This is a genomic window from Kitasatospora sp. NPDC091207 (assembly GCF_044768625.1).
GTDB lineage: Bacteria > Actinomycetota > Actinomycetes > Streptomycetales > Streptomycetaceae > Kitasatospora.
This window is the reverse complement of the sequence record NZ_JBIVVS010000025.1, coordinates 53,596-79,283: the sequence shown is the minus strand read 5'-3', so window position 1 is coordinate 79,283 and position 25,688 is coordinate 53,596. Positions and strand designations below refer to the sequence as shown.

Sequence of the window (25,688 nt, the reverse complement as noted above, 5' to 3'; positions counted from 1 at the left end):
ATCACCGCTCAGTGGCACTCGCGGGAATCCTCATCCCGGCCGGCGGCAGGCTCGTTCCAGTCAGGGCGCCGTTGGACTGGGGGCGGGACTGCCGGGGTACCGGCTGCTGGAGCACGTCCAGGTCCGCGACGGCGCCGTCGGCGCGGTGCAGCGGACGTCCCGGTCGACTCCACCATCAACCGGGCGCACCAACATGCTGCCGGTGCCCGCCGAAGGGGCGGATACCGGGGACGGACTGGGCCCCGGAAGGCTCGCGGGCTCGCCGGGCGCTGGGGCGGTCCCGCGGGGGCCGGCCGCTGAGGTCGATCTCGCCGTCGACGGCCGCAGACTGCCCCTGGCCATCGTCCTGACGCCCGGGAACATCAACGACTCCGCTGTCTTCGTGTCCGTGATGAACGCCGTCCACGTTCCCCTGACGGCTCCCGGGCGGCTCCCGGGCGGCTCCCGGGCGGCTCAGGACACGGCCCGACCGGGTCCCGGCCGACCAGGCGTACTCCAGCCGCACGATCCGTGCCCGTTGGCGGGGCGCCAGCCCCTACCCCTCCAAGAAGACCCGCCGGAGCCATGCCACCGCCGGGACGCGCGCACCTGGCCTGCTACGTCGCCGTGTCGGGGACCGGGTGGTGCATCACGAGCGACGAAGGCGCGGGAGGGGGCAGTAGCGCTCGCCTCCTTCGACCGCGACGGTTGGCCCCGGGGCGATCTCGGTGAAGCCCGCGTCCTGGACCAGCGGCAGACCACTGGCCACCAGCTCCGTCCAGACTTCGGGGGTGGCCGTCCGGACCGCCAGCGCGAAGCCGGCGCCGGCCCACTCCTTGCGCTGCGTGTCGTCCAGCCGCCACCAGGCGAGCTGGGCGGCGTGGCCGGTCTGGGCCATCGTCTTGCCTGCGCTCATCTCCAGCTCGGGGTTGAGCCAGAGCACCGGCAGGCCCGCCGCGGGCGCGGCGACCGGGCCGCTCTCCTCCAGGTCCGTCCCGGAGACCTGGAGCTTGGCGAGCTCCTTGGGCCAGCCGTCGAGCGGGACCGGCGGGAACACCCGTACCTCCGCCTCCCGCCCGGTCACCGTGATGCCCGGCAGCTCGCCGGCCCGGCGCCACTCGCCGCCGCGCGCCCGCCGGACGACCTTGCGGATCCGGGCGTCCTCCCAGGCCTCGACCCGCTCCGCCCACTCGCCGTCCGGCGCGGTGACCCGGGGGTCGGACAGCAGGGTGAGCACGGCCCGCGCCGAGGTCTCCAGCGCGTCGGTCCGCCCGGGCGGGGTGTCCCGCTCCAGCCGGACGAGCAGCGGCAGCACGTACTGCGGCTTGGCGTCGCGGTCCTCGGGGGCAGGGGCGGGGACGGGGGCGTCGAACGGAGAAGTCACCCGTCCAGCATGCCAGCCCCCGCCGCGCGACGATCACGGCAGGTGGCCCCACGCGGACGACGAACAGCGGGCGACGGGCGGCGGGCGGCGGGCGGCCCGGTCAGCGCAGACGCCCGCGCAGTTCGTCGACGGCGGCCCGGATGCCCGCGCCGTAGGCGTCCTCCGGCAGGGCGTCGAGGCTCCGCACGGCGCGCTCCAAGTACTCGCGCGCCCGGTCCGGCTCACCGAGCTTGAGGTGGTCGGAGGCCAGGTTGAGGTGCAACGACGGGTAGAACGCCCGGACCTGCGGGGCGGAGGTGTAGGTCTGCGCGCGCTCGGCGGTCAGCGAGTCGGCGGCGGCCAGCGCCCGGCGGTCCCACTCCAGCTCGGCCCGCGGATCGGCCTGCAGATCGGCCAGGTAGTGGGCGAGCACACAGCGGTGGAACACGTCGCCCTGCTCGCCGAGCGCGTCCCAGAGCCGCTCGAAGCTCTCCCGGGCCTGCGCCGTCCGCCCGTGCTGCGCGGCCTCGACGCCTTCGAGGCCCAGCATCAGCCGCGCCAGTACCCGGTCGTCGGCGGCGGGGGCGTCGGTGACGCCGGCCCCGGTCGCGGATCCGTCGGAACCATTGGACATATCGGACATGCCCGCAGCCTAACCGGCCCCCGCGCACCCCGCCGGGCCGCACCCGTACCGCCGACGGCCCGGGCCGTCGGCGGTACGCCGCGTCAGCGCCGGTAGCCGCGCTGCGAGTCCCGCTCCTCGGCGTCCTCGTACACCAGGAACCAGCCCTCCGGATGGGTCGCCGCGAGCAGCAGCTCGGTGCGCTGCTCGGCGCTCAGTTCCGGATCGCCGTCGTCCGGTCCGAAGACCCCGAAGAGTTCGTCGTGGCAGCCGTCCCAGTCGTAGTCGTAGAGGTCGGCCGGCAGGTCGCCCATCATGTCGGCGACCGACTCCGGCTGCGCGCCGAGCAGCGTGCGGGCGTCCACCAGGGCCATCCGCAGCGCGATCTCCTCGGCCAGGCAGCGCGGCAGCGGCCACTCGCCGAGCGCGAGGTCGTCGGCGAGGTCGTCGAAGGCGCGGGCCATCGCCCGGCGCCAGTTGCGGTGCTGGCGCCAGGTGCGCTGCGGCAGCCGCGCGAACACCGTCCAGTCCGTCTCGTCGCCGTCCGCGACCGGCTCGTCCTCGTGCTCCTCCAGGTCGTCGTACCCGGCGTCGGCCAGGCCGAGCAGCTGGGCGTGGAGGAGGCAGGCGGTGCGCGGGGTCAGCGTCCAGTCGCCGGCCCCGCCGCCGCCGTCCTCGTCCTCGCCGCCGTCCAGCGGGAACAGCTCGGCGAAATCAGGCGCGAAGTCCTCGGTCACGCTGATCTCCAGCGTGCCGCCGATCGCCTCGACGCCCGGGATCGCGGCCACCAGCCGGTCCGGGTGCAGCAGCGCGCCGAGCGCCGCGTTGGCGTCCTCGGACACCTCGCGCAACAGCTCACGGCGCTGGCCCGCCGGGTCGATGCCCTCGAAGTCCAGCTCCTCGACGGCCGCGACCGCGGCCGCGCGCAACGCCGGCCAGTTGGTGATCCGCAGGCCCAGCACCACCGTCGCCTCGATCTCCTGCGCGCCCGAGTCCTCCGCCGCGCCCGGCCCCTGTGGATGATCGCTTCGCTCGCCCATGGGGCTACGGTACGGCCTTTCCGCCGACCGATCACCGGTCCGTCCGGCATCTCGGCGCCTTCTCCGCCGGTTCCCGGCCATGCCTCTGTCCACCGGCACCGCGCAGCCCGCAGGATGACCCCATGGTTAACATCGACGAATTCGGCGGCGGGCAGCGCCCGGACGCCCAGGTCCTGGTCGTGACCACCAATGACATCCCCGGCTTCCGGGTCGACCACGTCATCGGCGAGGTCTTCGGCCTGACGGTCCGCAGCCGGCACATCGGCAGCCAGATCGGCGCCTCGTTGAAGTCGCTGGTCGGCGGCGAGCTGCGGGGACTGACGAAGACCCTGGTGGAGAGCCGTAACGAGGCGATGGAACGGTTGGTCGAGCAGACCAAGGCGCGCGGCGGCAACGCGGTGCTGATGTTCCGCTTCGACGTCACCGAGGCCGCCGACGTCGGCACCGAGGTCTGCGCCTACGGCACCGCCGTGGTGATCTCCCCGGCCACCTGAGCCGGCCGCCCGGGCCTGCGGCGCCCGGGCGTCCCGGCGCGGTGGGCGGCGCGCACCGCGCCGGGAACACTCCCTCCCCGCCGTATGTTTCACCGGCGTGACTGTTTACGGTGCAACCAACGTCGGCGCGACCGGGGCCGGGCCCACCACCGGGGCGGGCGCCACCACCGGGACCGCCGTACGGCGGGTCGACGTCCTGGTCGTGGGCGCCGGGCAGGCCGGCCTGTCCGCCGCCTACCACCTGCGCCGCCGCGGCTTCGCCCCCTACCGGGCCGATGCCGACGGCGGCTTCGTCGTCCTCGACGCCGGTGCCACCCCCGGCGGCGCCTGGGCCCACCGCGCGCCCTCGCTGCGGATGGCCACCGTGCACGGCTTCCACGACCTGCCCGACTTCGAACTTCCCGAGCCCGACCCCGGGGCGCCCGCCCGCGAGGTGGTTCCGGGGTACTTCACGGCGTACGAGGCGAAGCACGCGCTCCCGGTGGTGCGCCCCGTGCACGTCCGGGCGGTCCGCCCGGAGTCCGACCGGCCGGACTCCCGCCTGCTGGTCGAGACCGACACCGGCACCTGGTCCACCCGGGCCCTGATCAACGCCACCGGCACCTGGACCCGCCCCTTCGTACCGCACTACCCCGGCCACTTCGCCGGGCGGCAGCTGCACTACGCCGAGTACCGGGGGCCGGAGGAGTTCGCCGGCGAGCGCGTCCTGGTGGTCGGCGGCGGCGCCTCGGCGGTCCAGGTGCTCTCCGAGGTGGCGGCCGTCGGCGAGACGGTCTGGGTCACCCGCACCCCGCCCGTCCACCACGAGGGCCCGTTCACCCCGGAGTACGGCCGCGCGGTGGTCGCCAAGGTCGAGGAGCGGGTCCGCCAGGGCCTGCCGGTGCGCAGCGTGGTGAGCGTCACCGGGCTGGGCCCGTCCGTCGCCTACCGCCGCGCCGAGGAGCTGGGCGCACTGCACCGCCGCCCGATGTTCGACCGCCTCACCGAGCACGGGGTCGCCTGGGGCGAGCAGGAACTCGCGGTCGACGCGATCGTCTGGGCCACCGGCTTCCGCCCCGAGATCGGCCACCTCGCCCCGCTCGGCCTGCGCTCCCCCGGCGGCGGCATCGCCCTCACCGGCACCCGCGCCACCGCCGACCCCCGCGTCCACCTGGTCGGCTACGGCCCGTCCGCCAGCACCGTCGGTGCCAACCGCGCGGGCCGGGCCGCCGTCCGCGATCTCGTCGCGCTGCTCGGATCACCCACCGGGGAGGCCGCGGTGCCCTCTCAGCGGTCGTAGTCGACCGTCACCCGGTCGGTGAGCGGGCGGGCCTGGCAGGTCAGCACGTAGCCGGCGGCCAGCTCCTTCTCCTCCAGGGCGAAGTTGCGGCGCATCTCCACCTCGCCCTCGGTGACCAGGGCGCGGCAGGTGCCGCAGACCCCGCCCTTGCAGGCGAACGGCAGGTCGGGGCGGGAGCGCTGGGCACCGTCCAGGACGGAGCGGTCACGCGGCAGCGAGAGCGTGCTGCCGCGCCCGTCGAGGACGACGGTGACCTCGCTGTGCGCGATGTCGTCCGCCCCCTCGGGCCGCTCGGCCCGCTCGGCGGCCGGCTCGTCCTCGGCGTGGAACAGCTCCTGGTGGATCCGCGCGGCCGGCACGCCCAGCCCGGCCAGCAGCTCCTTGGCCCCGGCGACCATCCCGAACGGACCGCAGAGCCACCAGTGACCGACCGCCGGCACGTCCACCAGGGCGGTCAGCAACGCCTCGACCCGGTCCGGGTCCAGCCGCCCGCTGAGCAGTTCGGCGTCCCGGGTCTCCCGGGAGAGCACGTGCACCAGCTGGAACCGGCCGAGGTAGCGGTCCTTGAGGTCGGCCAGCTCGTCGGCGAACATCACGGTGTCGCTGCGCCGGTTGCCGTAGAGCAGGGTGACGGTGGAGGTGCGGTCGGCGGCCAGCACCGAGGCGGCGATGGAGAGCATCGGGGTGACGCCGGAGCCGGCCGCCACCAGCACGTGGTCCGCGGGCTCGTCCAGCGCGGGGCTGAAGAGCCCGGACGGGGTCAGCACCTCGACCTCCTCGCCCACCCGCGCCTCCCGCACCAGCCGGCGGGAGAACAGGCCGCCGGGCACCTCGCGGACGGCGATCCGCAGCGGGCCGCCGACGGGGGCGCAGATCGAGTACGACCGGCGCTCGTCGGCGCCGTCCACCACCTGGCGCAGCGTCAACGTCTGGCCCGGACGGAACGCGAACTCCTCGGCGAGCCCGTCCGGCACCGCGAAGGTCACCGCGACGGCGTCCTCGCAGAGCCGCTCCACCTCGGCGATCCGCAGGTGGTGGAAGGCCGGGCGGCGGGCGACCGTGTCCGGGCGGGCGGCGCGGGCCGCCTGATCGGGGCCGGCGGCCGTGTCCGGGCGGGCGGCCTGATCGGGGCGGGCGGCCATTCAGATCTCCTTGACGCGTTCGAAGGGCTCGCGGCAGTCGCGGCAGCGCCACAGCGCCTTGCAGGCGGTGGAACCGAAGCGCGACAGCTCCTCGGTGTCGGCGCTGCCGCAGAGCGGGCAGGCCACCAGGTGGCGGGTCGGGCCGAGGGCCAGCAGACCGGGGGACGACGGACCCGCCGACGACGGACGGGGCGGGGCGATGCCCGCCTCGGCGAGCTTGCGGCGGCCCTCCCCGGTGATCAGATCGGTGGACCACGGCGGGTCCAGCCGCAGCCGGACCCGCACGTCCGGATAGCCCGCCGCCCGCAACCGGCGGTCCACATCGGCCGCCATCTCGGCGACGGCCGGGCAGCCGGAGTAGGTCGGGGTCAGCCACGCGGTCACGGTCGGGCCACCCTCCTCGACCTCGGCCAGCACCCCGAGGTCGGCGAGGGTGAGCATCGGCAGCTCCGGGTCCGGGACGGTCGCCGCGATCTCCCAGGCCCGGCCGCGCGCCGCCGTCGTCACCATGTCGCCCCCGGGTGCGCGCGGGCCAGCACCTGGAACTCGGCCAGCAGCGGGCCGAGCGCCTCGGTGTGCACACCGTCCCGTCCGGCCCGGCCGCCGACCGAGGCCAGCCCCGGCACCTCGGGCAGGCTCAGCCCTGCCTCGGCGAGGACGGCGGCCAGCGAGCGCAGCACCGGCTCGCGCAGGGCGGCCGGATCCACCCCGACCCGCAGCTCCACCGGATGCGCCGTGAACAACTCCTCCACCAACGGCCAGACCGCGTCCAGCCCGGCCTGCATCCGCTGCGCCGAGTACGGCGTCCCGTCGCCGAGCCGCAGCGTCCAGGCGGTCGCGTACTCGCGGTGGTAGGCCAGCTCCTTGACGCCCCGGGCCGCGACCGCCGCCAGCACGGGGTCGCGGTGCGCCGCCAGGGCCTCGTACAGCGCGCCGCGGGCGGTGGCGAAGACCAGCAGCCGGGCGGTCGAGAACGCGAAGTCCCCGTTCGGCGCCTCGACCAGGCGGACATTGCGGAAGTCGCGCTCCTCGCGCCAGTACGCCAGGTCGTCCTCGGAGCGGCCGGAACCGTCCGCCTGGCCGGCCCGGGTGAGCAACTGGCGGGCCTGGCCGAGCAGGTCGAGGCCGAGGTTGGCCAGCGCGACCTCCTCCTCCAGCTCGGGCGCCCGGGTGCACCACTCGGTGAGCCGTTGGGCGAGGACGAGGGCGTCGTCGCCCAGCATCAGGCAGTACGCGGCGAGGTCGGCGCCGTCCAGGCCGGCCGGCACGGCGGTGTCCACACCGAGCAGCGGGTCGGCGAAGCCCGTCCCGTACGCCCAGCGGCCCTCGCCCTCGGGCTCGGCGGACGCCTCGGAGAGGCTCAGGTAGACGTGGTCGTCTGTCATGGTTCTGCTGCTCCCCGTCAGATGTGCGGGACATCCTCGGGGATGTCGTAGAAGGTCGGATGGCGGTAGACCTTGTCGCCGCTGGGGGCGAAGAACGGGTCGCGCTCGTCCGGGGTGGAGGCGGTGATCGCCGCGGACGGCACCACCCAGAGGCTGACGCCTTCGTTGCGCCGGGTGTAGAGGTCACGGGCGGCGAGCAGGGCCATCCGGTCGTCGGCCGCGTGCAGCGAACCGACGTGGACGTGGTTCAGCCCGCGCCGCGGGCGCACGAACACCTCGTAGAGCGGCCAGCCGGCCTTGGACTCGGTCACGTTCCGTTCTCCTCGCTCTGCGCGCTCGGCGCGATGGGCGTGTTCGGCGCGGTCTGCCCGCTCGGGGCCTCGGCCCGCGCTGCGCGGTCCTGCGGTGCGGGGGCCTGCGGTGCGGGGGCCTGCGGTGCGGGGGCCTGCGGCCGGCCCGGGGTGCCGCTCTCCGCCCGGCGCTTCCGCGCGTACGCGGTGGCGGCCTCGCGGACCCAGGCGCCGTCCTCGTGGGCGGCCCGGCGGCGGTCCACCCGCTGGGCGTTGCACGGGCCCTGGCCCTGGATGACCCGGGTCAGCTCGGACCAGTCCGGCTCACCGAAGTCCCAGCCGCCCCGCTCGGCGTTCCAGCGCAGCCCGGGGTCGGGGAGGGTGACCCCGAGGTGCTCCGCCTGCGGGACGGTCATGTCGACGAAGCGTTGGCGCAGTTCGTCGTTGGTGTGCCGCTTGATCCGCCACCCCATCGAGCGGGCGGTGTTCGGCGAGTTCTCGTCCGAGGGGCCGAACATCATCAGCGACGGCCACCACCAGCGGTCCACCGCGTCCTGGACCATCTCCCGCTGGGCCTCGGTGCCGCGCATCAGCGTCATCAGCAGCTCGTAGCCCTGGCGCTGGTGGAAGGACTCCTCCTTGCAGATCCGGACCATCGCACGGGCGTACGGACCGTAGCTGCAGCGGCAGAGCGGCACCTGGTTGCAGATCGCGGCGCCGTCGACCAGCCAGCCGATCACGCCGACGTCCGCGAAGGTGAGGGTCGGGTAGTTGAAGATCGAGGAGTACTTCTGGCGGCCGGAGATCAGCTTCTCGGTCAGCTCCGCCCGGTCCACGCCGAGGGTCTCGGCGGCGGCGTACAGGTAGAGGCCGTGCCCGGCCTCGTCCTGGGCCTTGGCGAGCAGGATCGCCTTGCGGCGCAGCGACGGGGCTCGGGTGAGCCAGTTGCCCTCGGGCTGCATGCCGATGATCTCGGAGTGGGCGTGCTGGGCGATCTGGCGGATCAGGGTGGCCCGGTAGGCGTCGGGCATCCAGTCCCTGGGCTCGATCCGCTGCTCGGCGGCGACGACCGCCTCGAACCGCTCCTCCTGCGTCTGCGCGGGGACCGGTTCGGCCACCTCTGTTGTCACCACGGGCCCCTCTCGCGTCCTGTCCCTGCGTCGCGCGCCCGGCAGCCGGTGCATCGGTGTGCGGTGCATCCGTGTCCGATGCATCGCCGTCCGGTGCACCGGCGTCCGGCAACGCGCCGTGCCGGGCCCGGTCGCCGCCCTCACGGCAACCGACTGACCGTTCGGTCGGTACCATTGTGCGCGGTGAGGTGGCGCCCTGACAAGGGAACCAGGCCGGACCGGGTCGCGGGGCCGCCGGACCGGGTCGCGGGGCTGAGAGTGGGGCTGCGAGCAGCGCCGGTCGCGGCCGCGCGGGGGCCGGGGCCGGCAGGCGGCTCAGCCGACCGCCGGCCCTACCGATCACACCTACCGGTCGCGCCTACCGGTCCGGCTCTACCGACCGGCCCGGAGGCGGGCCAGCTCCTCGGCGCGGGCGGCGCGCTTGGCGAACACCTTCTCCTTGCGGTCCTCCATGCGCCGCAGCGCGGTACGGCGGCCGCGGTGCGTGAGCCGGTCGATGTAGAGGCTGCCGTACAGGTGGTCGGTCTCGTGCTGGAGGCAGCGGGCGAAGTAGCCCCGGCCCTCGACGACCAGCGGACGGCCCTCCAGGTCGCGACCGCGGACCACGGCGACGTCCGGGCGGTCCAGCTCCAGGTGCGGGCCGGGGACGGAGAGGCACCCCTCGTCCGCGCCGACCAGCCTGCGGGTGCCGGCCGGGGTCTCGTCCAGCACCGGGTTGAGGATGTGGCCGACGTGCCGGACGCCCTCCTCGTCGAGGCAGTCCCAGACGAAGGCCTGGAGGTCCACCCCGATCTGGTTGGCCGCGAGCCCGACCCCCTCGGCCACCCACATGGCGGCGAACATGTCGTCCACCAGCCGGGCCAGCTCCGGCGTGCCGAACTCCTCCTCCCGCACCGCCCGGCACCTGCGGTGCAGTACCTCCTCCCCGACGACGGTGATCCGCCGCACCTCCCCGCGCAGCGTCTCCGGCGGCACCTCCGGGTACGCCGCGACCGGCTCGCCCTGCACCCGTACGCGCACCCGTACCTCCGTACCCGCCGATGCCCGCAGCTGTCCCGTCATCTCACTCCTCCACTCCCGTCGGGTCGTGTGCTGCCCGCCCGCTCGTCCGTCCACCCGTCTGGATGGGCGGACGGACTAGCTGGCTGGCTGGCTGGCTGGCTGGCTGGCTGGCTGGCAGCACACGGTCCACCGCCCACACTTTGCAAAGCCATCTCTTTGCAAACAGGCATGCGTCATCGGGGTGCCGGTACGGCACCCGCCATGACACCGGCTCCAGTGCGGTGAACTTGCCAAGCGCTTTGCAAAGTAGCATCTTTGCAAAGTGACCACCGACGAGAATCCTGCGGACGCCCCACGCACCGGGTCGGACTCGCCCGCACCCGCGTCCTCGCCTCCGGGCACCGCCCCGGCCGCCGGCTCCCCCGGCGCCGGGTCTGCCCCCGGGCGGCCGCGGAGCCCCGCACCGCTGCCGCATCACGCGGTGCGCGTCGCCCTGCTGGACCTCATCGCCGAGTGGGGCAGCATCACCTCCAACCAGGCCGCACAGCTGCTGCACCAGAGCTCCGGCACCTGCTCGTTCCACCTGCGCCAGCTCGCCCGCTACGGCCTGATCGAGGAGGCCCCCACCGGGGACGGCCGCTCCCGCCCCTGGCGGCTGCGCTGGGAGGGCTCGTTGATGCCCCCGGGGGCGGCCGAGGAACCGACCCTCCGCACCACCACCGCCCCTTCCGGACCGACGGCCTCCACCCGGTCCGGCCAGGAGTCGGACACCGGCCCGGAGGGCGTCGACTACCGACGCTGGCTCGCCCATCGATCGCTCGCCCCCGCCGAGTGGCAGCAGGACCAGGCCTCCAGCGACGTCCTCCACCTCACCCCCGGCGAACTCGCCGACCTCGGCGCCGCCGTCCGCGCCCTGCTCGCCCCCTACCGGCACCGCGGCCCCCGCCCCGACACCCGCCCGGTGGCCGCCACGACCCGGCTCTTCCCGCTGCTCGACCCGCTCCACCCGCTCGACCCGGCCGACGAGGCAGGACGACCGACCGACCGGTGAGCGGACCGGGGACGACCCGGCGGCACGACGCCACCCGGGCGGACCCCACCCGGGAGGGCGCCCGGCCGCAGCGCCGACGACCCTGGTCCCGAACGGCGGCGGGCCGGCACAGCCGCGACCCCGAACCGCGGCGGGCCCGCCGTCCGAACGCACTCGGACGACGGGCCCGCCTTGCCTGGCCGGCCGCTACCGCGGCAGAGCCGGGCTCACCCCTCCGACCGGTCCCGCAGGCGCGGCAGCGGCACCGCGAGGAGCGCCGCCAGCAGCGCGATCCGGGGAGCCAGCTGATCGATCCGGATGTACTCGTGCCGGGCATGCGCTCCGGCGCCGACCGCGCCGAAGCCGTCCAGCGTGGGCAGACCCCGCGAGCCCGGCAGGTTGGTGTCCCCGGCACCACCGGCCGGGCCGCCGTCCAGCTGCTGCCCGAGCACCGCCGCGAGCGATCGGACGTGCCGCAGCAGCGGGTTGGCGGTGCGCTCCGGCCACGCCGGCCGGCTGGACAGCACCTCCGTCCGCACCCGCGCCCCGGGCCGCAGCGCGGTGAGCCGGGCGAGGTTGTCGAGCGTGCGGCGCTGCGCCTCCCCCGTGGAGAAGCGCAGACCCAGTTCGGCCTCCGCCCGGCCGGCGACCACGTTGGCGCGGGTGCCGCCACTGATCCGCCCGGCGTTGAGCTCCGTACCGGGCTGGCAGGCGAGGCCGCGGACCGCGACCAGCTGGTCGACGAGCTCGTCCACCGCGGAGACGCCTTCCCCGGCGTCGTTACCGGCGTGCGCCTCCCGCCCCGTGACGGTGAGCCGCACCCGGGTGCTGCCCCGGCGGGCGGTCTTGAGCCGGCCGTCCGGGTGCGGCGGTTCGAGCCCCAGAACGGCGGCCGCGCCGCGCAGTTGGCGCTCGACCAGACGCTTGCCGTCGGGGCTTCCGACCTCCTCGTCCGAGACCACCACCAGCCGGACGGTGCGGTGCGGGCGCTGGCCCAGATCGGCCAGCAGGGCGAACGCGCCCTCCAGGATCGCGAGTCCGCCCTTCATGTCGACGACGCCGGGACCGCTCAGGGTGCCGTCCTGTTCGGTGACCGGCCAGTCGTCGAGGGTGCCGACGGGCCAGACGGTGTCGTGGTGGCCGACCACGAGGAGGTGCGGCAGGCTCTCGTCCTGGCCGTCCCACTGGAGCACCAGGTGGTCGCCGGCGGGGCCGGGCTCACGCCGGGCGGTGGCACCGGTGGCGCGGAATCCTGCGCTCAACTCCTCGGCAAGGGCGTCGAGTCGGGGCGCGTCACCACTGGGCGACTCGATTTGGGCGAGATCGGCGCAGCGGCGTCGGACGGCTCCGGCCAGGGTGCGGGCGCGGGAGCTGAGGGCCTGGGGCAGTCCGGGGAGGGCGGCGGTGGGGCCGGGTTGGGGTTCGCCCTCGGTGGCCGACGGGCCGGGCGGCGACACGGTTGCCGCCCGGGCGGATGCGGCGGGGCGGGCCGGCGGGGCGGGCGTGACCGGCGTCGCGGCCTGCGCGGCCTCCACCACGACTGCGGCGGCGGCCGTAGCGGCGGCGACCGTTGTCACTTCCGCCGCGGCCGTGGCCGTGGCGGCAGCGGGGGCCGCGACCGGGGTTGTGGCGAGCGTCACAGGGGTGTTGGCGGACGCGGGGCCGCCGGCGGCTTCGGTGGTCACGGCCGACGTTTCGCGTGGCCGGACGGTTTGAGGACTCAACGCTCGCCTCCGCGGCCGCCGCCGGTATTCAGCGGCCGGACCGGCCGGCCGGACCAGCCCGGGTGACCGGACCAGCCGGGGCGCGCGGCCCCGGCCCGGCGTGCGACCTGCCAGGTCGGCCCGTCTGGCCCAAGTACGGTGGAACGGCTGGGCGGCATGCTTGGCATTGCGTCCTCCTCGCTCGATCCGGAGGCCCCGGTCGGCCCGGAGCCCCCGTGGACGGCGGCTTCGATGCGGCGGGCGCAGCAACGGCACCGCCACAGGGAAGCCGAGATGTGAGCCTAGAAGAACCGTTCGGTTTCCTGCGAGGTGGCCCTGCTCCCAGCGCGCCGGGGGCCGGGCCCTGCCTCGGGCGCCCGTCGGAGAACAGCGGCGGGCGCACGGCGCGCGGGCCTGGATCGGCGCGCGAGCGCGGTCGCCGGATCGCGCCCATCTCCACCATGGACCCCGTGTCCGGGTTCGGCAGCGCAAACGGCCAAGGCGCGGGATTTCCACGCCGGATGGGTGACAGCGGCTCAGCGTTCGGTACCAGGACGCGGGCGGCCGGCGACGGTGGGGCGACGGCCGGACGCGCGGGTGCGGTGCGCGGAGGAACCCGCGTTGGGCGCGGCCACGGTGGGGCCGGCGGGGGTGGTGGAGGTGGCGGGGGTGGCGGTGACCGGGTGGGAGCGTGAGGGAGCGCGTGGGTGGAGTGTTGGCCGGTGTTGGCCGGTCCGGTGGCGCTCCGGAGTCAGCCGGAATCGACCGGGACGGTCAGGACAACCCGGGTCGGCTCCGGTCAGCCCGGGTCGTCGACGACTCCGGCGTCGCGGGCGAGCAGGGCGGCCTGGACGCGGTTGCCGACGCCCAGCGCCGAGAGGATCCGGCTGACATGCGCCTTGACGGTGCTCTCGCGCATCCCGAGCACGGCGCCGATCTCGGCGTTGGAGAGGCCACGGGCCAGTTCGCGCAGGACGTCCGTCTCGCGCGGGGTCAGCCCGGCGGTCCGGCCGCGGGCGGCGACCGCGCGCGGGGCGCCCGTGCGGTGGTAGCGGTCGATGAGGCGGCGGGCGGCGGCCGGGTGCAGCATGCCCTGGCCGCCGGCGACGATGTGGACGGCGCGGGCGATCTCGGCGGGCGGGGTGTCCTTGAGGAGGAAGCCGTCGGCGCCGGCGGCGAGCGCCTGGTAGACGTACTCGTCCAGGTCGAAGGTGGTCAGTGCGATCACGCGCGGGGCGTCGGGGAGCTCGCGCAGCCGACGGGTGGCGGCGATGCCGTCGAGGCGGGGCATCCGGATGTCCATCAGGGCGACGTCGACGCGCCGGTGGCGGGCGAGTTCGACGGCCTGCAGCCCGTCGGCGGCCTCGGCGACGACGGTGAGGGCAGGGTCCTGGGCGAGCAGATCGACGAGGCCGAGGCGGACCAGTGCGTCGTCGTCGACCACCATGGTGCGGATCATGAGCCCTCTCTCGGTGGTGGTGGGGACGGCTGGGGTGACGCGGTCGGCCGGGGTACGAGGGTCGCCGGACGCTCGGGGGACGGGAGCCGGGCGGCGAGTCGGTAGCCGCCGTGACCGTCGGCCCCGGCGTCGAGGTGGCCGCCGAGCGCACCGACCCGTTCGGCGAGCCCGACCAGGCCGTACCCGCCACCGGTGCCGGCTCCCGATGGCGCCGGTTCGCCCGCCGCGTTGCGTACCTCGACGGTGGTCGCCGGGGCGCCGTAGCGGACCCGGACCGTCACGGGGGCGGTGTACGCGTGCTTGCGGGCGTTGGTGAGCGCCTCCTGGACCAGGCGGTGAACGGCCAGGCGGTGGGTGGTGGGTACGGTCTCCGGGTCACCGTCGAGGGCGAGTTCGACCGTTTGCCCGGCGGCGGTGGCCTCGCCGACGAGTTCGGTGAGGTCGCGCAGGGCCGGTGCGGGCACTGGCGCGGGTACCGGCGCGGGTATCGGTGGTGTCGGTGGCATCGGTGTGGGCATCGCGGAAGACCGCGGCGAGCACGGCCCGCCGGTGAGCGGCCCGGCAGGGGGTGGGTGCCGTGCCGAAGCGCCCTCGGTGCCCGGCGGGTGGGCCGGGGTACCGCTCGGCTCGGGAAGGTCGGGCTCGTCCGGTGGCCGGGGTTCGGCCCGGAGTGCGCCGACGACGTCCCGCAGGTCGTCGAGCGAGCGGGCGGCGGCGGTGCGCAGGAGTTCCAGTCGATGGGCGAGCCGGTCCGGGTCCTCGGCGACCGTGCCGGCCCGGGCCTGGTCGCGCAGGACCCCGGCGTGCAGCACGAGCAGGCTGAGGCGGTGGGCCAGGACGTCGTGCATCTCCCGTGCGATCCGGGCGCGTTCGGCGGAGCGGGCCTGTTCGGCGCGGAACTCGCGTTCGCGGCGCAGCACGTCGACCTGGGTGTGCAGGGTCTCGATCAGGACGCGACGGCCGTGCTGCCAGAGGCCGAGGGAGAACGCGGCGGCCTGGATGAGCAGTTGTGAGGCGGTGGTCCCGACCCAGGCGGGGAGTGAGTCGGCGCGGGCCGCGCCGATCAGCGCGATGGTGGCGCCGCCGACCGCGGCGGGGGCGAACCGGCCGGTCGCGGCCAGGTGGTAGACGCTGAACAGGCCGGGGAAGGCGCGGTTGAGGAGCCCCGCGGTGAGGACGGGAAGGACGGCCGAGGCCGTCGGGTGGCGGCGGGCGAGGAGCAGGGACAGGGCGGCGAGCGTGGCGGCGGCGGTGCGCAGGACGTGGTGGGGGCCGTCGGCGCTCTTCCACTGGGTGAAGCCCTCCTCGGCGGCGAGGGCGAGGACGGTCAGCAGGAGGAGGGTCTCGGTCGACCGGCGGCGGCCGGGGGCGTACCAGCCGAGCAGGGCGGCGGGCGGACGCCGGTCCGGCCGGTGCTCCGCCCGGTGGCCGGGACGGCGGTCCGGACGGTGGGGGTCGCCCGGGTGGCGGGGGTGGATTCGGGGGCGCGGGTGGTCCGCACGGCCTGTGGTCACGCGGTCTCCTCCCGTCGGCCTGGGCCGATGCTAGAGCCTGCCCGGAGGGCTCGACCCCTGACGAACGACCAGCGGCACCCTGGACTTTCGTCGGGGTCCGGCGCGGCAGATCGGCAGATTCGGACCGGCCCGGGGATCCCTAGCGTCGGTGTCATGACGGCAGACACCACCACGGACATGACGACCGATCAGCCAACCTCCCGCCACCGCCCCTCCCGCACCGGTCCGGTTCGGGCCTGCGACGACCGACTGCTGTTCCTCACCGAGGCGTTGCGCACGTTCCACACTACGGGCGCGCTGGCGCCGAGCGGGCCGGGCCTGGTGAACGCCCTGGTGGTTCCGGTGACCAGCCGGCCGGACCGGCCGCTCTCGGTGCTGGAGGTCGGCGCCGGGACGGGGGCGGTGACCAGGCGGCTGGCCCGAGTGCTGCGCCCGGGAGACCGGTTGCACGTCGTCGAGGCGAACCCGCGGTTCGCCGGGCGGCTGCGGGAGGATCCGGAGCTGGCCCGGCGCGGGCCCGAGATCGGGCTGCGGCTGTCGCAGTGCCGGGTGGAGGAGCTCCCGGAGGGCCGGCCGCCGGCACCGGACGGCGGCGGGCCGGCGGGCGAGCGGTACGACGTGATCGTCTCGGGTCTGCCGTTCACCAACTTCACGCCCGCGCAGGTCCGGCACCTGCTGGAGCTCTATCTGCGACTGCTGGTGCCGGGCGGTGAGTTGACCTGGTTCGGCTACCTGGGCACGACGGCCGCGCGGACGCTGGTCGCCGGGCCCGGGCGCGGCGCCCGGCACCGGGCGGTGGTCCGGCAGTTACGGCACTTCGAGGCGACGTACGGGCTGGGCAGCCGGACGGTGTGGCGCAATCTGCCACCGGCGCGGGCCCATCTGCTGCGCGCCCCGGGCGGCGGAGACCGGGGCGGAGACCGGGGCGAGCGCCTGCCCGCCCCGGCGGCCACGGCGGCGGGCGGGCCGACGGGCGGGGCGGCCGCCGCCGCTCGATGATGGACCGGGGCCGGCCCGGCTCCGTGTCCGGCTGTGAGGAGCCTGCGATGACCGTCACGGTGCGCGATGTCGAAGCCGAGAGCCGCTTCGAGGCCCGGGTGGACGATGTCCTGGCGGGCTTCGCCGAATACATCCGCAGCGACCGGCTGGTGGTCTACCCGCACACGGTGGTCGAGCCGGCGTTCGAGGGGCAGGGGATCGGCGGCACGCTGGCCCGGGCGGCGTTGGACGACGCGCGCGAGCGCGGTCTGGCGGTACTGGCGACCTGCCCGTTCATCAAGGGCTGGATGCTGCGGCATCCCGAGTACACGGAGCTTGCCTACGAGAACCGCAGCCGGGTGAACGACTGATGGGCGGCGGGGACGAGGCCGCGGCACACCGTCGGGACGCCCGGACGTACCGGGGCGCGGAGATCGCGGTGACCTTCGATCCGCGGGTCTGCCGGCACGCGGCCGAGTGTGTGCGCGGCCTGCCGGCGGTGTTCGACACGGCCCGGCGGCCGTGGATCTCGCCGGACGCGGCGGAGCCGGGGCTGGTCGCCGAGGTGGTGCGGCGTTGCCCGACGGGCGCGCTGACCTACCGGGCGGCGGACGGCGGCCCGGAGGTGCCACAACGGCCGACGACGGTGCGGCGGACACCGGACGGGCGGCTGCTGGTCCGCGGTGAGCTGCGGGTGGCGGGCGCCGACGGTGCGGTCCGGGAGCCGCCGAGGGCGATGTTGTGCGGGTGCGGGCGCAGCGCCGAACAGCCGTACTGCGACCGGAGCGGGGCGTGCGGTGGTGCGGCGGACGGGTGAGCCCGTCGGCGGGCACAGCGGCCGAGGCCGACCGCCGAGGCACCCGTCGGGCCGACGGACGCGCACCGGACGGTCACCACACGGGACGAACGCCGGCACCGGGGGCGGATCCGGCCGGCTGCGAGTGACAGCTGACAGATGACGGCTGACAAACTTTGAAATCTGTCAGTCGACGTGCCACAGTGGACCGTGTCAGGCCGCCGCGCCCCCTGCGGTCACCCCCGCCGCCCCCTCACCCCCCACCCCACCCCTCACCCCGCCAGGAGCCCCTCGTGTCCACCACCCCCCGGACTCCCCAGCGCCCGCTCGGCGCCACCGGCCCCACCACCTCCGTCCTCGGCCTCGGCTGCATGGGCATGTCCGACCTCTACGGCCCGGCCGACGAGGCCGAGAGCATCGCCACCATCCACGCCGCGCTCGACGCGGGCATCACCCTGCTCGACACCGGCGACTTCTACGGCATGGGCCACAACGAGCTGCTGATCCACGACGCGCTGCGCGGCCGGGACCGCGCGAACGTGCAGATCAGCGTGAAGTTCGGCGCCCAGCGCAGCCCCGACGGCCAGTGGCTCGGCTACAACGCGAGCCCGGCGGCCACCAAGACCGCCCTCGCGTACACGCTGCGCCGGCTGCGCACCGACCACATCGACGTCTACCGCCCGGCCCGGCTGGACCCGACCGTCCCGGTCGAGGAGACGGTCGGCGCGATCGCCGACCTCGTCAAGGCCGGCTACGTCCGCCACATCGGCCTCTCCGAGGTCGGCGCCGACACGCTGCGCCGGGCCGCCGCCGTCCACCCGATCAGCGACCTGCAGATCGAGTACTCGCTGCTCTCGCGGTCCGTCGAGGCCGAGATCCTGCCCACCGCCCGGGAGCTGGGCATCGGCGTCACCGCGTACGGCGTGCTCTCGCGCGGGCTGCTCAGCGGGCACTGGAGCAACGAGCGGGCGCTGGCGGGCACCGACTTCCGCGGCCACAGCCCCCGCTTCCAGGGCGACAACCTGACCCACAACCTCCAGCTGGTCGAGGCCCTGCGCGCGGTCGCCGCCGAGCGGGGCGCGAGCGTCGCCCAGGTCGCGATCGCCTGGGTCGCCTCGCGCGGCGAGGACGTCGTGCCGCTGGTCGGCGCCCGGCGTCGCGACCGGCTCACCGAGGCCCTCGGCGCGCTGGACGTCAGCCTCACGGCGGCCGACCTCGCCGCCATCGAGGCCGCCGTCCCCGCCGGGTCCGCCGCCGGGGACAGGTACGCTGCGGCTCAGATGGCCCACCTCGACAGCGAGCACTGACCGGCGCCCCCGGCGGTCGCCGGCCCGCCGCCGGGACCGGGCCTCACCGGCGGCGCCACCCCCGCGCCGCCGGGCCGAGCGCCCGCCCGGCCGCCGCACCGCCCGCCAGCCGCAGCACCGCCGCCTCCCCGGCGGCGGACGCACCACCCCGTTAGGACGTACCTCCCCGTGGCCACCGACAGCGCACTCACCCCCGAGCAGATCCTGGGCGCGACGGAGGAGGTCCTCAGGCGGTTCGGCCCGGCCAAGGCCACCGTGGTGGACGTCGCCCGCACCCTGGGCGTCAGCCACGGCAGCGTCTACCGCCACTTCCCCAGCAAGGCGGCGCTGCGCGAGGCCGTCACCCAGCGCTGGCTCGACCAGGCGCACGACAGCCTCGCGGCCATCACCGCCGAGCCCGGACCGGCGGTCGAGCGCCTGCACCGCTGGCTGGAGACGCTGTTCGCCGCCAAGCGGAAGAAGGCGCTGGACGACCCGGAGCTGTTCGCGACGTACCTGGTCCTGGTCGCGGAGAACAGCGGCACCGTCGACGCCCACATCGACACCCTGGTCGGGCAGATCGGCCGGATGGTCCAGGACGGGCTGGCCTCCGCGGAGTTCGGGGCGACCCCCGTGGGCCCGACCGCCCGGGCCCTGTTCGAGGCGACCGCGCACTTCCACGACCCCGCGTACGCCGCCGAGTGGTCCGACCCGCGCACACCGGAACGCTTCGCCGCCCTCTGGACGCTCCTCCTCGGCGGCCTCCTCGCCCGCTGACCGGGCACCGGCTGACCAGGCACCGGCCGGCCGGGCACCCACTGACCGGGCACCCGCCAGGCCCCCGGACCGGACCGGCACCCCCGGGCACCTCCCGGAAAGGCGCTCGCCCCACCGGACCGTCGCCAGGCAGGCTGTCACGCACGATCGATCCCCCGAGGAGGACGACATGCGTGCCACCGGTCCCGCGCTGAACAGCCTGCGAGGGCTCGCCCTCGGCGATGCCTTCGGCGACCGCTGGTTCTCCGCCCCGCTCGACGAGGCCCCCGCCGCGCTCGCCGCCCGGCTGCCCCGCCCGGCGCCCTGGCACTGGACGGACGACACCGCGATGGCGCTCGTCCTGGTCCGCCATCTGCTCCGCCACGGTGAGGTCCACCAGGACGCGCTGGCGGACGGGTTCGCCGAGGAGTACACCACCGCCTACGGCCGCAAGTACGGCCCCTCGATGCACGGCGTGCTGCGCGCGATCGGCGGCGGCAGCGACTGGCGGGCCGTCACCGCAGCGCAGTTCGGCGGCCAGGGCTCCTACGGAAACGGCGCCGCGATGCGAGTCGCGCCGCTCGGCGCGTGGTTCGCCGACGACCTGGACACCGTCGCCCGGCAGGCCGAACTGCAGGCGCTCACCACGCACTTCCACCCGGAGGCGGTGGCGGGCGCCGTCGCGGTCGCGCTCGCGGCGGCGCTCGCCGCCCGCAGCCGGGGGCAGCACCCGCCCGGCCGGGCCGAGCTGCTCACCGAGGTCGCCGACCGGCTGCCCGACAGTGACGTCCGCTCCGGGGCGCGGATCGCCGCCCGGCTGCCCGGGCACACCAGCGTCCGGCACGCCGCGCACGTCCTGGGCTCCGGCCTCCGCATCTCCGCCCCGGACACCGTCCCGTTCGCCCTCTGGTCGGCCGCGGCGCACCTGGACTCCCTGCCGGACGCGCTCTGGCACACCCTGGAGGGGTGGGGCGACATGGACACCACCTGCGCGATCGCGGCCGGCGTGGTCGCCGCCCGGACCGGCCTCACCGGGATCCGCGCCGCCTGGCTGGACGCCCAGGAGGAGCTGCCGGCGTGGGTGGCCGAGTCACGGGTGGCCGAGTCACGGGCGACCGGTTCGTGAGCGACCCGGCCGGAACGGCATCGGCCGACGGCTCGGAGCGGTCGCGACCGGGGCGGGACACGGCTCACCCGCGGTCGTGACCGGCCCGAGACAGCACGAACCCGACACGGCGCCAACCCTGCGCGGCGCGCCCCCAGCCCACGGCGCGAACCCGGCACCGCGCGGACCCGCTCGCCCCGTCAGTCGCGGGAGTTGCCGAAGAAGATCCGGTAGAGGATCAGCAGCACCAGCGCGCCGCCGATCGCCGAGCCCCAGGTGGCCAGGTCGAAGAAGTGCGCCGACACCGGCCGGTGCAGGAACCGCGAGGAGAGCCAGCCGCCGACGAAGGACCCGGCGATGCCGATCAGGGTGGTCACCACCAGGCCGCCCGGGTCCTTCCCCGGCAGCAGCAGCTTGGCCAGCGCCCCCGCCACCAGACCCAGCACGATCCACGCGAGTATGCCCACGCGTCCTCCCACCCTCCGTCACGGCGGTCCGGTCCGACCGCTCCCACCGGCGAGGACGCCTCCGTGCGCCCCCGCGGTTGCGGTGCGCCGGGCGTGGCACCCCGCGGCCCGGCGGCCCGCGCCGCGATACTGCGGCCATGCGCATCCTGATCGCCACCGCCGGGTCCCGGGGCGATGTGGCCCCCTTCACCGGCCTCGGCGCCCACCTCCGCGCGGCCGGCCACCAGGTGGCCGTCGCCACCCACAGCACCTTCGCCGACACCGTGCGCGCCGCCGGACTGGAGTTCCGCCGCCTCCCGGTCGACCCGCGCGCCGAGCTCGCCTCCGACCGCGGCCAGCAGCTCCTGCGCACCGGTTCCGGACCGCTGTCCGTCATCCGACTCCTGCGCCTGGGCCGCTCCTTCATGCCCGCCCTCGGCGACGGCATCGTCGAGGCCACCGCACGGGGCACCGACCTCCTGCTCACCACCAGCGCGACCACCCCGCTCGGCCAGGTCGCCGCCGAGGCCGCCGGCATTCCCAGCATCGGCCTCTACCTGCAACCGATCGCCCCCACCCGGGAGTTCGCGCCCTCCGTGACCGGCACCCGGTCGCTGGGCCGCACCGGGAACCTGCTCGCCGGCCACGCGGTGGAGGCGGCCACCGACCGGCTCTTCGCCCCCGCCGTCCGCCAGTTGCGCCACCGGCTCGGGCTCGCGCCGCACAGCATCGCCCGGGCCCGGCGGGCCCACCCCGTGCTGCACGGCTTCTCCCCCGTCGTCGTCCCGCGCCCGGCCGACTGGCGCCCCGGCCTCGACGTGGCCGGCTACTGGTGGCCGCACCCCGAACCCGGGTGGCGGCCCCCGGACCGGCTCACCGACTTCCTGGCGGCCGGTCCGCCGCCGGTCTTCGTCGGCTTCGGCAGCCTGGTCGTCCCCGAGCCGGAGGCGCTCAGCGCCACCGTCCTCGCCGCCCTGCGGGCGGCCCGGGTGCGGGTCGTCCTCCAGGCGGGCTGGAGCGGGCTCGGCGCGGCCGACTCCGACGACGTCCTGACCATCGACGACGCCCCGCACGACTGGCTGTTCCCCCGGATGGCCGCCGTCGTCCACCACGCCGGCGCCGGCACCACCGCCGCCACCCTGCGGGCCGGCACGCCCGCCGTCCCCGTGCCCGCCCAGCTCGACGCGCCGTTCTGGTCCGCCCGCCTCACCCGCCTCGGCACCTCCCCCGGCCCCGTCCCGCTCCCCTCGCTCACCGCCGCCCGGCTGGCCGCCGGCGTCCGCCGCGCGCTCGACGACCCGCGCTACCGCGACCGCGCCCGGGCCGTCGCCGCCACGCTGGCCGCCGAGGACGGCACCGCCAAGGTCCTGGCCGCCGTCGACCGCCTCTCCGCCTGACCCCGCGCACCGCGCACCGCGCACCGGGCGGGGCTCAAGACCTCCGGCGGGCAGCACGGGGGGCGGTCCGGGGCGGGTCCGCGCTCAGAGCCGGGGGATGATGTCGGTGCCGTAGGCGTCGATGGTGCTTTCGACCGCGTCGTGCATGGCGTAGACGGCGAACTGGTCGACGCCGAGGGCGCGGAGGTGCTCCAGGCGGGCCCGGTGGGCGGCGGGCGGGCCGATGAGACAGAACCGGTCGACGATCTCGTCGGGGACGAACGCGGTGTCGGGGTTCCCGGCCCGGCCGTGGTGGCTGTAGTCGTAGCCCTGGCGGCCCTTGATGTACTCGGTGAGGGCCTCGGGGACGAGGGCGGAGTGCTCGCCGTAGTGGGTGACGAGGTCGGCGACGTGGTTGCCGACCATGCCGCCGAACCAGCGGCACTGTTCGCGGGCGTGGGCGAGGGCGGCCGGGGAGTCGTCGGCGGTGACGTAGGCCGGGGCGGCGACGCAGATGGTGACGGCGTCGGGGTCGCGGCCGGCCTCGGTGGCGGCGGCGCGGACCGCCTTGATCATGTACTCGGTGAGGTAGGGGTCGGCGAGTTGGAGGATGAAGCCGTCGGCCTGGCGGCCGGTGAGGGCGAGCGCCTTGGGGCCGTAGGCGCCCATCCAGATCGGCAGCGCGGCGCCCTCACGGACCCAGGGCAGACGCATCTCGGTGCCGTCGACCTCGACGGTGCGGCCCTCCGCCAACTCCTTGACGGCGTACATGGCTTCGGAGAGCCGGGCGAGGGTGGCGGGGTGGCGGCCGGCCACCCGCATCGCGGAGTCGCCGCGGCCGATGCCGCAGACCGTCCGGTTGCCGTACATGTCGTTGAGGGTGGCGAAGAGGGAGGCGGTCACCTCCCAGGTGCGGGTGGAGGGGTTGGTCACCATCGAGCCGACGGTCAGCGTCGTGGTCTCGGCGAGGATCCGGCTGTAGATGACGAAGGGCTCCTGCCACAGGACGCAGGAGTCGAAGGTCCAGCCGTGGCTGAACCCGGCCTGTTCGGCGCGGACCATGCGGTCGATGAGCAGGCGGGCGGGCGGGTCGGTCTGCAGGACGAGGCCGATGTCCATCGGGAGCGCTCCAGGGAAGGGTACGGCCGCCCGGGGCCGACGCGGCGGCCCCGGGCGACGGCGGTGCGGGGTCGTCAGACGAGGTACTGGCAGGTGTCGCGACGCAGGAAGGTGCCGTGGCCGGCACGGCCCAGCCAGGTGCCGTCGTCGAGGATCACGGTGCCGCGGGAGAGCACCGTGCGGGCGCGGCCGGTGAGCCGGCGCCCCTCGTAGGCCGAGTAGTCGACGTTCATGTGATGGGTGGCGGCCGAGACGGTCTGCACGGCGGTGGGGTCGTAGACGACCACGTCGGCGTCGGCCCCGGGGGCGATGGTGCCCTTGCGCGGGTGCAGGCCGAACATCCGGGCGGGGGTGGTGCAGGCGATCTCGATCCAGCGGCGGCGGGTCAGGTGACCGTCGACGACGGCCTGGTGCAGCAGGTCCATCCGGTTCTCCACGCCGGGCAGGCCGTTGGGGATCTTGGAGAAGTCGCCGCGGCCGAGCTCCTTCTGGCCGGCGAAGCAGAACGGGCAGTGGTCGGTGGAGACCACCTGGAGGTCGTTGGCGCGCAGCCCGCGCCAGAGCGCCTCCTGGTGCTCCCGGGGGCGCAGCGGCGTGCTGCAGACGTACTTGGCGCCCTCGAAGCCGTCGGCCCCGGTCTCGGCGAGGTTGTCGGTGGAGAGGAAGAGGTACTGGGGGCAGGTCTCGCCGAAGACGTTGAGGCCGTCGTCGCGGGCCCGGACGAGTTCGGCGAGGGCGGCGGCGGCGGAGACGTGGACGACGTAGAGCGGGCTGCCGGCGACCTGGGCGAGCTTGATGGCGCGGTGGGTGGCCTCGGCCTCCAGGAGTTCGCGGCGGACCTCGCCGTGGTGGCGGGGGTCGGTCCGGCCGGCGGCGAGGGCCTGTTCGACGAGCACGTCGATGGCGATGCCGTTCTCGGCGTGCATCATGACGAGTCCGCCGTTGAGGGCGCCGCGTTGCATGGCGCGCAGGATGCGGCCGTCGTCGCTGTAGAAGACGCCTGGGTAGGCCATGAAGAGCTTGAAGGAGGTGGATTCGCCGGAGTCGACGAGGGCGTCCATCTCCTTGAGGACCGCGTCGTTGACGTCGGAGACGATGGTGTGGAACGCGTAGTCGACGGCGCAGTTGCCGTCGGCCTTGGCGTGCCAGCCGTCGAGGCCTTCGCGCAGCGAGCCGCCGACGGGTTGGACGGCGAAGTCGACGATGGTGGTGGTGCCGCCCCAGGCGGCGGCGCGGGTGCCGGTCTCGAAGGTGTCGGAGGCGGCGGTGCCGCCGAAGGGCAGCTCCATGTGGGTGTGGGCGTCGACGCCGCCGGGGATCACGTAGTGGCCGGTGGCGTCGATGACGGTGTCGGCGGTCCAGGCGCGGGCGGCGTCGCTGTCGCTGGCGGCGAGGGCGGCGACGCGCTCGCCCTCGATCAGGACGTCGGCGTGGATCTCGTCGGCGGCGGTGATGACGAGGCCGCCGCGGATGACGGTGCGGGTCACGGTGTCCGGCTCCCTCAGGCCTCGGTGAGCGGGCCGTAGGCCTCGGGCCGGCGGTCCCGGTAGAACGCCCACTGCTGCCGGACCTCCTCGATGAGGCCGAGGTCGAGGTCGCGGACGACGAGTTCCTCCTCCTTGTCGGAGGCGACGTCGCCGACGAACTGGCCGCGCGGGTCGACGAAGTAGGAGGTGCCGTAGAAGTCGTTGTCGCCGTACTCCTCGGTGCCGACGCGGTTGATGGCGGCGACGAAGTACTCGTTGGCGACGGCGGCGGCGGGCTGTTCGAGCTGCCAGAGGTAGGCGGAGAGGCCGCGGCTGGTGGCGGAGGGGTTGTAGACGATCTGGGCGCCGGCCAGGCCGAGGGCCCGCCAGCCCTCGGGGAAGTGGCGGTCGTAGCAGATGTAGACGCCGACCCGGCCGACGGCGGTGTCGAAGACGGGCCAGCCGAGGTTGCCGGGCTTGAAGTAGTACTTCTCCCAGAAGCCCTTGACCTGGGGGATGTGGTGCTTGCGGTACTTGCCGAGGTAGCTGCCGTCGGCGTCGATCACGGCGGCGGTGTTGTAGTAGACGCCGGGCTGCTCCTCCTCGTAGACGGGGACGACGACGACCAGGCCGAGTTCGCGGGCGAGGTCCCGCATCCGGCGGACGGTGGGGCCGTCCGGGACGGCCTCGGCCCAGCGGTAGTGCTCGGGGTCCTGGACCTGACAGAAGTACGGGGCGTTGAAGACCTCCTGGAACCCGATGATCTTCGCGCCCTGGGCGGCGGCCTCGCGCGCGTGGCGCTCGTGGAGGGCGATCATCGTCTCCTGATCACCGGTCCACCGGGTCTGCACGAGGGCGGCACGGACGATCTGCGACATGGGTACCTCCGCAACTCCGTGGCCCGGCCTGGGGGTCGGGCCCGCGGTCT

General features: G+C 75.3%; 26 protein-coding genes and 1 pseudogene. 11 read left to right on the top strand and 16 right to left on the bottom strand.

Annotated elements, in window-relative coordinates:
* Positions 1–100: 100 nt before the first annotated feature.
* A pseudogene (locus tag ACIQTO_RS30980) lies at positions 101–512 on the top strand (IS5/IS1182 family transposase); the annotation flags it as partial.
* Positions 513–628: 116 nt separating this feature from the next.
* Here ACIQTO_RS30980 and ACIQTO_RS30975 read toward each other — a convergent pair.
* The 3 genes from ACIQTO_RS30975 to ACIQTO_RS30965 all read right to left on the bottom strand — a co-directional run bounded on the left by ACIQTO_RS30975 (position 629) and on the right by ACIQTO_RS30965 (position 3,004).
* Positions 629–1,363 carry a peptidyl-tRNA hydrolase gene (locus ACIQTO_RS30975; RefSeq protein WP_402394951.1) on the bottom strand — a complete coding sequence of 245 codons (735 nt, stop codon included), beginning with the start codon at positions 1,361–1,363 and terminating at the stop codon, positions 629–631.
* A 100-nt stretch (positions 1,364–1,463) separates the two neighbouring features.
* Positions 1,464–1,985 carry a hypothetical protein gene (locus ACIQTO_RS30970; protein ID WP_402394949.1) on the bottom strand — a complete coding sequence of 174 codons (522 nt, stop codon included), beginning with the start codon at positions 1,983–1,985 and terminating at the stop codon, positions 1,464–1,466.
* Positions 1,986–2,068: 83 nt separating this feature from the next.
* Positions 2,069–3,004, bottom strand: a complete 936-nt coding sequence (locus ACIQTO_RS30965) for a hypothetical protein (RefSeq protein ID WP_402394946.1) — start codon at positions 3,002–3,004, stop codon at positions 2,069–2,071.
* Between the two features lie 122 nt (positions 3,005–3,126).
* On the opposite strand from ACIQTO_RS30965, the gene ACIQTO_RS30960 reads away from it, so the two are divergent.
* Together ACIQTO_RS30960 and ACIQTO_RS30955 are read left to right on the top strand one after the other, a co-directional pair.
* Positions 3,127–3,498 carry a YbjQ family protein gene (locus tag ACIQTO_RS30960; RefSeq protein WP_380571384.1) on the top strand — a complete coding sequence of 124 codons (372 nt, stop codon included), beginning with the start codon at positions 3,127–3,129 and terminating at the stop codon, positions 3,496–3,498.
* A 196-nt stretch (positions 3,499–3,694) separates the two neighbouring features.
* The gene (locus tag ACIQTO_RS30955) at positions 3,695–4,777 is read left to right on the top strand and encodes an NAD(P)-binding domain-containing protein (RefSeq protein WP_402395064.1); all 1,083 of its coding nucleotides are present in this window, start codon (positions 3,695–3,697) and stop codon (positions 4,775–4,777) included.
* Here the strand turns inward: ACIQTO_RS30955 and paaE are convergent.
* The 6 genes from paaE to def all read right to left on the bottom strand — a co-directional run bounded on the left by paaE (position 4,765) and on the right by def (position 9,786).
* Positions 4,765–5,919 (bottom strand): 1,2-phenylacetyl-CoA epoxidase subunit PaaE, encoded by a 1,155-nt coding sequence (gene paaE / locus ACIQTO_RS30950; RefSeq protein WP_402394943.1) that lies wholly within the window; start codon positions 5,917–5,919, stop codon positions 4,765–4,767. The genes ACIQTO_RS30955 and paaE overlap by 13 nt on opposite strands.
* A complete protein-coding gene (paaD, locus tag ACIQTO_RS30945) occupies positions 5,920–6,429 on the bottom strand; it encodes a 1,2-phenylacetyl-CoA epoxidase subunit PaaD (protein WP_402394940.1) in 510 nt (169 codons plus the stop codon).
* Positions 6,423–7,304 carry a 1,2-phenylacetyl-CoA epoxidase subunit PaaC gene (paaC, locus tag ACIQTO_RS30940; protein WP_402394937.1) on the bottom strand — a complete coding sequence of 294 codons (882 nt, stop codon included), beginning with the start codon at positions 7,302–7,304 and terminating at the stop codon, positions 6,423–6,425. Before paaC ends, paaD begins: the two co-directional genes overlap by 7 nt.
* Before the next feature lie 17 nt (positions 7,305–7,321).
* Complete coding sequence (gene paaB / locus ACIQTO_RS30935; protein ID WP_329490494.1) at positions 7,322–7,615, bottom strand: 1,2-phenylacetyl-CoA epoxidase subunit PaaB; 294 nt, start codon at positions 7,613–7,615, stop codon at positions 7,322–7,324.
* Positions 7,612–8,778, bottom strand: coding sequence for a 1,2-phenylacetyl-CoA epoxidase subunit PaaA (gene paaA / locus ACIQTO_RS30930; protein ID WP_402395062.1), 1,167 nt, complete (start codon positions 8,776–8,778; stop codon positions 7,612–7,614). The genes paaB and paaA overlap by 4 nt, the downstream gene beginning before the upstream one ends.
* A 318-nt stretch (positions 8,779–9,096) precedes the next feature.
* On the bottom strand, positions 9,097–9,786 hold the full coding sequence (gene def / locus ACIQTO_RS30925; protein WP_402394933.1) for a peptide deformylase: 690 nt from the start codon (positions 9,784–9,786) through the stop codon (positions 9,097–9,099).
* Between the two features lie 421 nt (positions 9,787–10,207).
* Between def and ACIQTO_RS30920 the strand changes: the two genes are divergently transcribed.
* A complete protein-coding gene (locus tag ACIQTO_RS30920; RefSeq protein WP_402394930.1) occupies positions 10,208–10,777 on the top strand; it encodes a winged helix-turn-helix domain-containing protein in 570 nt (189 codons plus the stop codon).
* 206 nt (positions 10,778–10,983) lie between these two features.
* On the opposite strand, the gene ACIQTO_RS30915 is transcribed toward ACIQTO_RS30920, so the two are convergent.
* From ACIQTO_RS30915 to ACIQTO_RS30905, 3 genes are all read right to left on the bottom strand, one after another.
* Positions 10,984–12,441 (bottom strand): M20/M25/M40 family metallo-hydrolase, encoded by a 1,458-nt coding sequence (locus ACIQTO_RS30915; protein WP_402394928.1) that lies wholly within the window; start codon positions 12,439–12,441, stop codon positions 10,984–10,986.
* 817 nt (positions 12,442–13,258) lie between these two features.
* Positions 13,259–13,918: a response regulator gene (locus ACIQTO_RS30910; protein WP_402394924.1), complete on the bottom strand. Its 660-nt coding sequence runs from the start codon at positions 13,916–13,918 to the stop codon at positions 13,259–13,261.
* Positions 13,915–15,432, bottom strand: a complete 1,518-nt coding sequence (locus tag ACIQTO_RS30905) for a sensor histidine kinase (protein ID WP_402394922.1) — start codon at positions 15,430–15,432, stop codon at positions 13,915–13,917. The genes ACIQTO_RS30910 and ACIQTO_RS30905 overlap by 4 nt, the downstream gene beginning before the upstream one ends.
* Positions 15,433–15,585: 153 nt before the next feature.
* Between ACIQTO_RS30905 and ACIQTO_RS30900 the strand changes: the two genes are divergently transcribed.
* The 6 genes from ACIQTO_RS30900 to ACIQTO_RS30875 all read left to right on the top strand — a co-directional run bounded on the left by ACIQTO_RS30900 (position 15,586) and on the right by ACIQTO_RS30875 (position 20,374).
* Positions 15,586–16,431: a class I SAM-dependent methyltransferase gene (locus tag ACIQTO_RS30900; RefSeq protein ID WP_402394920.1), complete on the top strand. Its 846-nt coding sequence runs from the start codon at positions 15,586–15,588 to the stop codon at positions 16,429–16,431.
* A 47-nt stretch (positions 16,432–16,478) separates the two neighbouring features.
* Complete coding sequence (locus ACIQTO_RS30895) at positions 16,479–16,781, top strand: GNAT family N-acetyltransferase (protein WP_402394917.1); 303 nt, start codon at positions 16,479–16,481, stop codon at positions 16,779–16,781.
* A complete protein-coding gene (locus ACIQTO_RS30890; protein ID WP_402394915.1) occupies positions 16,781–17,227 on the top strand; it encodes a (4Fe-4S)-binding protein in 447 nt (148 codons plus the stop codon). The genes ACIQTO_RS30895 and ACIQTO_RS30890 overlap by 1 nt, the downstream gene beginning before the upstream one ends.
* A 350-nt stretch (positions 17,228–17,577) precedes the next feature.
* Positions 17,578–18,513: an aldo/keto reductase gene (locus ACIQTO_RS30885; protein WP_402395060.1), complete on the top strand. Its 936-nt coding sequence runs from the start codon at positions 17,578–17,580 to the stop codon at positions 18,511–18,513.
* 168 nt (positions 18,514–18,681) lie between these two features.
* Positions 18,682–19,269 carry a TetR family transcriptional regulator gene (locus ACIQTO_RS30880; protein WP_402394913.1) on the top strand — a complete coding sequence of 196 codons (588 nt, stop codon included), beginning with the start codon at positions 18,682–18,684 and terminating at the stop codon, positions 19,267–19,269.
* Positions 19,270–19,438: 169 nt separating this feature from the next.
* Positions 19,439–20,374, top strand: a complete 936-nt coding sequence (locus ACIQTO_RS30875; protein WP_402394911.1) for an ADP-ribosylglycohydrolase family protein — start codon at positions 19,439–19,441, stop codon at positions 20,372–20,374.
* A 179-nt stretch (positions 20,375–20,553) separates the two neighbouring features.
* Here ACIQTO_RS30875 and ACIQTO_RS30870 read toward each other — a convergent pair whose 3' ends face one another.
* A complete protein-coding gene (locus ACIQTO_RS30870) occupies positions 20,554–20,820 on the bottom strand; it encodes a GlsB/YeaQ/YmgE family stress response membrane protein (protein ID WP_402394908.1) in 267 nt (88 codons plus the stop codon).
* Positions 20,821–20,957: 137 nt separating this feature from the next.
* Between ACIQTO_RS30870 and ACIQTO_RS30865 the strand changes: the two genes are divergently transcribed.
* Positions 20,958–22,196, top strand: a complete 1,239-nt coding sequence (locus ACIQTO_RS30865) for a glycosyltransferase (RefSeq protein ID WP_402394905.1) — start codon at positions 20,958–20,960, stop codon at positions 22,194–22,196.
* An 84-nt stretch (positions 22,197–22,280) separates the two neighbouring features.
* On the opposite strand, the gene ACIQTO_RS30860 is transcribed toward ACIQTO_RS30865, so the two are convergent.
* The 3 genes from ACIQTO_RS30860 to ACIQTO_RS30850 all read right to left on the bottom strand — a co-directional run bounded on the left by ACIQTO_RS30860 (position 22,281) and on the right by ACIQTO_RS30850 (position 25,638).
* The gene (locus ACIQTO_RS30860) at positions 22,281–23,294 is read right to left on the bottom strand and encodes a TIGR03842 family LLM class F420-dependent oxidoreductase (protein ID WP_402394902.1); all 1,014 of its coding nucleotides are present in this window, start codon (positions 23,292–23,294) and stop codon (positions 22,281–22,283) included.
* Between the two features lie 74 nt (positions 23,295–23,368).
* Positions 23,369–24,781, bottom strand: a complete 1,413-nt coding sequence (hydA, locus tag ACIQTO_RS30855; protein ID WP_402394899.1) for a dihydropyrimidinase — start codon at positions 24,779–24,781, stop codon at positions 23,369–23,371.
* A gap of 14 nt (positions 24,782–24,795) precedes the next feature.
* Positions 24,796–25,638, bottom strand: coding sequence for a nitrilase-related carbon-nitrogen hydrolase (locus ACIQTO_RS30850; protein WP_380571403.1), 843 nt, complete (start codon positions 25,636–25,638; stop codon positions 24,796–24,798).
* Between the last annotated feature and the right edge of the window lie 50 nt (positions 25,639–25,688).

Excerpts from the sequence above, each read along its gene's own strand:
- ACIQTO_RS30865 (WP_402394905.1), top strand. The coding sequence starts at position 20,958 with ATGCGCATCCTGATCGCCACCGCCGGGTCCCGGGGCGATGTGGCCCCC.
- paaC (WP_402394937.1), bottom strand. The coding sequence starts at position 7,304 with ATGACAGACGACCACGTCTACCTGAGCCTCTCCGAGGCGTCCGCCGAG.
- ACIQTO_RS30970 (WP_402394949.1), bottom strand. The coding sequence starts at position 1,985 with ATGTCCGATATGTCCAATGGTTCCGACGGATCCGCGACCGGGGCCGGC.
- paaE (WP_402394943.1), bottom strand. The coding sequence starts at position 5,919 with ATGGCCGCCCGCCCCGATCAGGCCGCCCGCCCGGACACGGCCGCCGGC.
- ACIQTO_RS30850 (WP_380571403.1), bottom strand. The coding sequence starts at position 25,638 with ATGTCGCAGATCGTCCGTGCCGCCCTCGTGCAGACCCGGTGGACCGGT.
- ACIQTO_RS30890 (WP_402394915.1), top strand. The coding sequence starts at position 16,781 with ATGGGCGGCGGGGACGAGGCCGCGGCACACCGTCGGGACGCCCGGACG.
- paaD (WP_402394940.1), bottom strand. The coding sequence starts at position 6,429 with ATGGTGACGACGGCGGCGCGCGGCCGGGCCTGGGAGATCGCGGCGACC.
- paaA (WP_402395062.1), bottom strand. The coding sequence starts at position 8,778 with ATGCACCGGCTGCCGGGCGCGCGACGCAGGGACAGGACGCGAGAGGGG.
- def (WP_402394933.1), bottom strand. The coding sequence starts at position 9,786 with ATGACGGGACAGCTGCGGGCATCGGCGGGTACGGAGGTACGGGTGCGC.
- ACIQTO_RS30900 (WP_402394920.1), top strand. The coding sequence starts at position 15,586 with ATGACGGCAGACACCACCACGGACATGACGACCGATCAGCCAACCTCC.
- ACIQTO_RS30860 (WP_402394902.1), bottom strand. The coding sequence starts at position 23,294 with ATGGACATCGGCCTCGTCCTGCAGACCGACCCGCCCGCCCGCCTGCTC.
- ACIQTO_RS30910 (WP_402394924.1), bottom strand. The coding sequence starts at position 13,918 with ATGATCCGCACCATGGTGGTCGACGACGACGCACTGGTCCGCCTCGGC.
- ACIQTO_RS30960 (WP_380571384.1), top strand. The coding sequence starts at position 3,127 with ATGGTTAACATCGACGAATTCGGCGGCGGGCAGCGCCCGGACGCCCAG.
- ACIQTO_RS30885 (WP_402395060.1), top strand. The coding sequence starts at position 17,578 with ATGGGCATGTCCGACCTCTACGGCCCGGCCGACGAGGCCGAGAGCATC.
- ACIQTO_RS30875 (WP_402394911.1), top strand. The coding sequence starts at position 19,439 with ATGCGTGCCACCGGTCCCGCGCTGAACAGCCTGCGAGGGCTCGCCCTC.
- ACIQTO_RS30895 (WP_402394917.1), top strand. The coding sequence starts at position 16,479 with ATGACCGTCACGGTGCGCGATGTCGAAGCCGAGAGCCGCTTCGAGGCC.
- ACIQTO_RS30965 (WP_402394946.1), bottom strand. The coding sequence starts at position 3,004 with ATGGGCGAGCGAAGCGATCATCCACAGGGGCCGGGCGCGGCGGAGGAC.